This window comes from Microcoleus sp. SVA1B4 (assembly GCF_036700545.1).
In the GTDB taxonomy this organism is placed as follows: domain Bacteria; phylum Cyanobacteriota; class Cyanobacteriia; order Cyanobacteriales; family Microcoleaceae; genus Microcoleus.
On sequence record NZ_JAUBPB010000121.1, the window covers coordinates 1 to 7100 of the forward strand.

At 48.3% G+C, this 7100-nt stretch carries 6 protein-coding genes and 1 tRNA gene; 6 read left to right on the forward strand and 1 reads right to left on the reverse strand.

The genetic code is table 11. The features are described 5' to 3' along the window. Window positions 1-274: 274 nt before the first annotated feature. Window positions 275-586, reverse strand: coding sequence for a DUF6679 family protein (locus tag QT987_RS29035; RefSeq protein WP_006633466.1), 312 nt, complete (start codon window positions 584-586; stop codon window positions 275-277). A 952-nt stretch (window positions 587-1538) separates the two neighbouring features. On the opposite strand from QT987_RS29035, the gene QT987_RS29040 reads away from it, so the two are divergent. The 6 genes from QT987_RS29040 (at window position 1539) to QT987_RS29065 (ending at window position 7027) form a co-directional block, all read left to right on the forward strand. Beyond that, complete coding sequence (locus QT987_RS29040) at window positions 1539-1694, forward strand: hypothetical protein (protein ID WP_333246909.1); 156 nt, start codon at window positions 1539-1541, stop codon at window positions 1692-1694. A gap of 12 nt (window positions 1695-1706) precedes the next feature. Continuing rightward, window positions 1707-3785, forward strand: coding sequence for a CapA family protein (locus QT987_RS29045; protein ID WP_333246911.1), 2079 nt, complete (start codon window positions 1707-1709; stop codon window positions 3783-3785). A gap of 134 nt (window positions 3786-3919) precedes the next feature. Continuing rightward, complete coding sequence (locus QT987_RS29050; RefSeq protein WP_445299656.1) at window positions 3920-4789, forward strand: aldose epimerase family protein; 870 nt, start codon at window positions 3920-3922, stop codon at window positions 4787-4789. Between the two features lie 67 nt (window positions 4790-4856). Next, window positions 4857-4928: transfer RNA gene (locus QT987_RS29055), tRNA-Lys, on the forward strand. 192 nt (window positions 4929-5120) lie between these two features. After that, on the forward strand, window positions 5121-6200 hold the full coding sequence (gene fba, locus QT987_RS29060) for a class II fructose-bisphosphate aldolase (protein ID WP_006633469.1): 1080 nt from the start codon (window positions 5121-5123) through the stop codon (window positions 6198-6200). Window positions 6201-6406: 206 nt separating this feature from the next. After that, complete coding sequence (locus QT987_RS29065) at window positions 6407-7027, forward strand: type I restriction endonuclease (RefSeq protein ID WP_333246915.1); 621 nt, start codon at window positions 6407-6409, stop codon at window positions 7025-7027. Window positions 7028-7100: the final 73 nt, after the last annotated feature.

Below are 7100 nucleotides of genomic sequence, written 5' to 3' on the forward strand. Positions count from 1 at the left end.
CCCGCCCGTCCTTTTTGGACGGGCGGGACGCCCATCCCACTTTCAAGAGTGGAAGTTATTTAATTCTCATTCCTTACGCTGTTGTGGGGAGTAGGGGTTGAGCAGGAACTCCCGCCATCAAGCTTAAATTTAAAGGCAAAATAGCTTATGGGGTAACAACCCAGAATATTTTTGGCCTAAACTGGGTTTTTTGCATAATTTCTCCACAAAAAAGGGAGAAAAGCCGTTTTCTTTTCCCCCAAGTTTTCCTTGTGCCTCAAGCGCGAGCTCAAAACTATTCCAAATTCGAGTCCGGGTAGTGATTGCGAATTTGTTCGGCTTCGGGACAATCGTCAGAAACTAGGGGTTCGCAGTTAGTTCGGGATACCGAAGCCAACTTCTGGGATACAGCTCCAATACTTTCAAGACGCACCATTTCTTCCCAGGAGCTGATTTCGTCTTCTTCGTCGGTTTCGTAGCGCAGCGTGACTAGATCCCCTTCAATATCTAGGATACGAGCGCGCTCTATCCAACGTTGCTGATCTCGAAGAAAAATAGAAACCTCACGACCATCACAACAGAGTTGATAGATTTTGCGCTGTAGCATTTGTCAGTTCTCCTGCGCAGTGTAACTTGCTTAAAATATGGTCTGTTTACCGTAACGTACTTTGGGTTTTACATCGGAAGGCACAGCCGTATGGACTAGCCAGTTTCACGTTTTCCGCAACTTTGGTACCGATGGGAGTTACCAAATTCGATTTTACCACCAAATCTATCCAGTACGCCATTTATCCAATTACAGGTTGTGCAGCCAGTGGCATCTCTCGTGAGAGGCATTTGCCAGCATAGATCCGAGCATTAGGACTTGACTCGGGCGATCGCGATTAACAGCGACAATAACAACAGACTCTGCCTCTAAAATCTCGCTCTGTTTTGCCTCAAGTCCCCCAGAAAGCTATTGTTTCGACGTTTGTTCGATCGCCCGCTAACGCCGTCAAGGCTCAATCTCAAATCTCAAATCTCGAAACGAAAGCTCTAAAGTGACACTCAAACAGCGACAATAAAAACAGACTCTGCCTCAGATATAGCGGTTCTCAAGCGTGGTGAGGTATGCCCTATGCCCTATGCCCTATGCCCTATGCCCTATGCCCATGAGTACCTCATATGAGAGATCGAAAGGCTATATCTCGCTCTCTTATGTCTCAATTCCCCCAGAAACAAGAGTGTTTAGAGGTTATTTCTAGCCCCCAGTACCCCCTCTCAACTCAATCTAAAATCTAAAATCTAAAATTTAAAATCGATTGTTCGATCGCCCACTAACACCGTCAAGGCTCAATCTCAAATCTCAAATCTCGAAGCGAAAGCTCTAAAGCGACACTCAAACAGCGACAATAAAAACAGACTCTGCCTCAGATATCTCGCTCTCTTATGTCTCAATTCCCCTAGAAACAAGAGTGTTTCGACTTTTGTTCGATCGCCCACAGTACCGCCTATTTCCTCAATCTAAAACCTAAAACCTAAAATCTAAAATCTAAAATCTAAAATCGATTGACTGGAGTGTGATAAAAATCACTGACAGCAGGCAGCCCCTAAATGTAGAAAATGGTGGCGGCCAACAACTAGCTTCAAAACGGGCAGCGGAACCTGTGGCGGTTAAGCTAAAAGAATTGCGGTTCCGTTCAACACAAATTGGAGTCATCGCTCGTGCGTATTAAGGAGGCTAATTGATGGTGTACGCAGAAAATTGGTCGCAGCCGTCTATCTTAGAGCTAGCGCGATCGGGCAACTTTCAAGCCCTGAATTACTGGATTGACAGCTTGCTGCGCCCCGAAGGGATTTATGCCCGCGTCGAACAGGCTCAGGCCGGCTGCGTCCAAATCCTCTTAGAATTCCAGCGCGAATTTGCGCCAGATACTACCTTACTGGGGAGCACTATCCGGGAAGGCTTAGTCAAATTTATTTGCCACCAACTCTGGAGACTCAACTCGCCAGCAGTAGAAGGAGTGCGAATTCACGCGCGCTTGGCTGGGGATGCAGACATTCTCTGGAAACAGTCAGTGCGAATTGTCACTCCGGCAAACCGCCAGCGACGGCGTTACCGTTCCCTACCGATCGTCGATTGGGTTAAATTTAAAACGTATCGTTCTCTGCTGCTAGTGGGATCGGCACTTGCCTCATTTATTTTAGGGTGTTGGGTCAGCTACCACGAGGCTGTGGCCCTGCAGTTAGGCTCTTCAGTATCCGGCTACCAGCAAGCTGCGGTAATTTCGGGGCCGCCTCCAAAACGTGCGGATACGGTGCAAGCAGCCTTAGAAGTGGTACCAGTAGTTCAGCAAAAGCAAGTTGCTAATCCTTACGATCCAACAGTAACGCTGATGTTCGGAGGAAATGTGAATCTATCGGATGCGCTCGGAGCATCTGCAGCCAACGATCACCAATGGGCTTTCGCCAATATGGACGAGTATCGGCAAGCAGATGTGGCGATGGTTAACCTAGAAAACTCCCTGACTCGCTCTACATTGGGCTCTGCTAAAAAACAATTAAATTTTAAAGCCGATCCAGAATCGGTGAAAGTATTAACAGCCGGAGGAGTGGATATTGTCAATCTGGCAAATAGCCGCGCTATGGATTACGAGGAACCGGGGCTGGTGGAGACAATGAATACTCTAGATAATAGTGGGATTCAACACCTGGGAGCCGGCAGAGATATTAAAGAAGCCAGGCGTCCAGATATTATTGAAGTTAAGGGTCAGCGGATTGCCTACCTCGGTTATTACGATGCCGAGCTGAACGTCGCTGACCAAGGGAAAGCGGGCATTAACCCCCGCCGCAACAATCGCGTGGCGGAGGATATTCGAGCTCTTAGGGGTCAGGTAGACTGGATTATTGTTAATTACCACTGGGGAGTCGAATTGGCAGATTATCCGGGGGACGGACAGATTGATTTGGCTCGGTTCACGATCGACCAAGGAGCTGATTTGGTAGTGGGACACCATCCCCAGGTACTGCAAGGTGCAGAAATTTACAATGGCCGCCCGATAGTTTACTCGCTGGGTAATTTTATATTCGGCCCGAATGCTCGCAGGGATTACGATACCGCAGTCCTGAAAGTATCGCTTAAAGACAGGAATATGAAGGTAGAGTTTCTGCCTGTGGAGGTGAAAAATTTTCAGCCGAAGGTGGTGAAGGGAGCCTCAGCCGATCGCATCCTCAAACGCGTCGAGCAAATTTCTAGTATTTTCGATCGACCGATGCGCTCTTCTGTAGTTCTCGAAGCCCTAGTCCAGCCAGGAGCGGCATCAAAAACTCCAAATTATCCATTGCCAGGAGCAGCAAAGAGCGGTACATACCAGCCGGGGCGAGGTTCCGGGGCCAGCGGCGGTGAAAGCAATCAGCAAGGCCCCGGACAACCCAAACCTACTTTGATTTTGCCGGCTTTGCCGGCTGCGCCCCAACAGCCGGACAACTCCTCATTTTTCCCAAACGGGACAGGGCCTGCAATTGAATCAAACCCACCTCCGAATCAAAATTTGCCGCCCCGCATCTACCCCACTCAACCTCAAAATCCCAGCCGGGAACCAGAGCCGTTTACAAAAGAGCCATTCATCAAAGAACCGTTTATTTCGCCCCCATCTCCCAATCAAGGAGCAGTGCTGAGTCCCCAAAGCTATCTTCCCCCGACTCGGGCTGTATCTTTTGAAGTCGCACTCAAAGGGCACTCGGCCTCCGCGATCGTTCCAGCTACCACCAGCAACGGCTCCAAGCAGCGGATCGCCCTGCCTCCTATAGCTAGGAGCATTGGTTAGCCGGTGGGGGCCGGAGCGAGGATGCAGGGGGAGGATAGGGGCGGTAATGGGTGAACATCAAGATAATAGCGACCAATTATTAACGATCGATTTACTGACAACCAATGATCAATGACCTACTACCGATGACAAATGTGTTTGCGATCGCGCTCAAGCAAAAGCAGTACAAAACCTATATCCTCTCCGACGAAACCGCTAACTCTACTCTAGAAGTTGTGCCGGAACGGGGTGGTATTGCCACTAGCTGGCTGGTTGAAGGCAAAGAAATCTTCTATTTGGACGCGGAACGGTTCGCCAATCCCGATCTAACTGTACGTGGCGGGATTCCCATCCTGTTTCCCATCTGCAGCAATCTCCCCGATAATACTTACACGCACAAGGGAGTGGAGCGTAAGCTCAAACAGCACGGCTTTGCTCGAGACTTGCCTTGGACAATAGGCGAACAAGTTACGGAGGGTTGCGCCGCTCTGACGCTGATTCTCGACAGCAGCGACAAGACGCTGGCTGTTTATCCCTTTGATTTCCAACTAGCCTTCACTTATCAGATTAAAGGCAATTCTTTGGAAATTTTTCAGCGATACACCAATCTGTCTGACGAACCCATGCCGTTTTCTAGTGGTTTGCACCCCTACTTTTTGGCGACGGACAAATCTAAACTCCGCTTTGAGATTCCGGGGATGCAGTACAGAGATCAGAACACCCACACCAAGGGTTACTTCACTGGGGTTTTTGACCCGACGCTGGATGAAATTGATGTTTCCTTTGACGAACTCACTGGCCTGGCTGCTACTGTCACTGACGCAACCCAGGGCTTGCGGCTCACCGTCAGTTACAACTCCAGCTACGGGAAGTTGGTTTTCTGGATGGTGAAGGGCAAGGATTTTTACTGTTTGGAACCTTGGACTGCTCCTCGAAATGCCCTCAACACTGGCGAACACTTGATTTATTTGCCCCCGGGCGCGACTTGCGAGATGCTGGTTCGCATGACTGCAAATTTTATTTAAAAAAGACTTGCTATTTCAAATGAGGGGTGCTACTATTAGAAATTGTGTGCGGTAACAATGTTTTCGCGGGTCGCTAGCTCAGCGGTAGAGCATTCGGCTTTTAACCGATTGGTCTCGGGTTCAAATCCCGGGCGACCCATAAAAATTTGTGAGTTAAGAATTTTGAGTTTTGAGCTGAATGCTCGGAACTCAAAATTTTGTTTGTTGAACTTTTTAGTAAATCTGGAAAGATAGTGCGCGATCGGTGGCAAATTGTCTTAAGATTATCGTAAGAATTGAGCTTGTTCAAAATTCACTGCCCAAAAATCACAAATAATTAGGAGGAATATCTATGGCGCTTGTACCTATGCGATTGCTGCTCGACCACGCGGCTGAAAATGGTTACGGCCTACCGGCTTACAACGTCAACAACATGGAGCAAATCCAAGCGATCATGCGCGCTGCTGACGAAACCAACAGCCCTGTGATTCTGCAAGCTTCTCGCGGCGCTCGCTCCTACGCTGGCGAAAATTTCCTGCGCCACTTGATTTTGGCAGCAGTTGAAACTTATCCTCACATTCCCATTTCCATGCACCAAGACCACGGCAATGCCCCCGGCACTTGCTATTCTGCCATGCGCCAAGGTTTCACCAGCGTCATGATGGACGGTTCTCTGGAAGCGGATGCTAAGACTCCTGCTAGCTACGAGTACAACGTTCAAGTTACTCGCGATGTGGTGAATGTTGCTCATTCGATCGGCGTTAGCGTTGAAGGCGAACTGGGTTGCTTGGGTTCTCTGGAAACAGGAATGGGCGAAGCAGAAGATGGCCACGGTTTTGAAGGTGCGCTTTCTCACGATCAGTTGCTGACAGATCCTGAACAAGCTGTTGATTTCGTTGAGCAAACCGGCGTAGATGCTCTAGCAGTCGCGATCGGCACTTCTCACGGCGCTTACAAGTTCACTCGCAAGCCGACTGGCGAAATTTTGGCAATCAGCCGCATTGAAGAAATTCACCGCCGCTTGCCGAATACTCACTTGGTAATGCACGGTTCATCTTCTGTGCCCCAAGAATTGCTGGAAATCATCAACAGCAACGGCGGCAAAATCCGCGAAACCTACGGCGTACCTGTGGAAGAAATCCAAAAGGGTATCAAGTGCGGTGTTCGCAAGATCAATATCGATACTGACAACCGTTTGGCGATTACCGCTGCGGTGCGCGAAGCTTTGTTTGCGAAGCCCGATGAGTTTGACCCCCGCCACTTCTTGAAGCCGTCGATCAAGTATATGCAGAAGGTTTGTAGCGATCGCTATAATTCTTTCGGTTGCGCCGGTCACGGTACAAAGATTAAGCAAGTATCTTTGGATGATTTTGCAGCTAAGTATGCTAAGGGCGAATTGAGCTCTTCTGCTAAGAAGACTGTAGCTGTTTAAGAATTTTAGGTTTTAGATTTTAGATTTGTCTGAAGTCTAAAGTTAGGATTGCCGGGTAGCTTTGAAGTTGCCCGGTTTTTGTTTTTGGACACAAACCAATAGAAGTGATATTGAAAACTGCGATCGCTATAGCAGTATCCCTACTTTTGCTTACAATGAAGCTAATGTTCGTGGGAAATTCAACCGTTTGAATCAAAGGTGAACGAATGGCAAAGGTTATTGCAGTTACAGAAGCTATTAAAAGCCAAGAGGAGACTGAATCAAGGTTGAATTTGAGCCGAACTGAGGATGAGGCTTTTTTTACCGAGTGGCAAACCCAATTGCCAAGTCTCAGCGATTCTGAACAGACTGCTTTGGATACGCTACGACGTAGATTGCTATATCATAGGGCCGATGGAGAATTGTTAGAAGGGGCAGTGACTTTGCTGGTGGCATCACCTTTGTTAGAATTGGCGGGATTCTACGATCCACCTTTCAGGATGAAGGCTGAAGCTGCTATCGAAATTGCGATCGATGATGGGGAAGAAACCCTGCGCGGACGAATTGATATCTTGATTTTGCCTTGGCAGCTTTGGGTAATAGTTTTGGAGTGTAAGAAGACTACGATTTCGACGCGATCGGCATTACCCCAAGCATTAGCATACATGATGGCAAATCCTGATTTGGATAAACCGAGATTTGGTATGTTGACGAATGGCGATGATGTGTTGTTTGTGAAACTCAGGGCTCAACCTACACCCGAATACGGGTTATCGCGGGCATTTTCGATTTATACTGTGCCAAGTGAATTGCGATCGGCTTTTCAAGTCTTGAAGCATTTAGGCTGAAGTTCCCCCAGTAGGGGGAATGTTCAAATCTCACAAACCCTTGCACTACAAGGAACGATCGCCTTTTTACCCC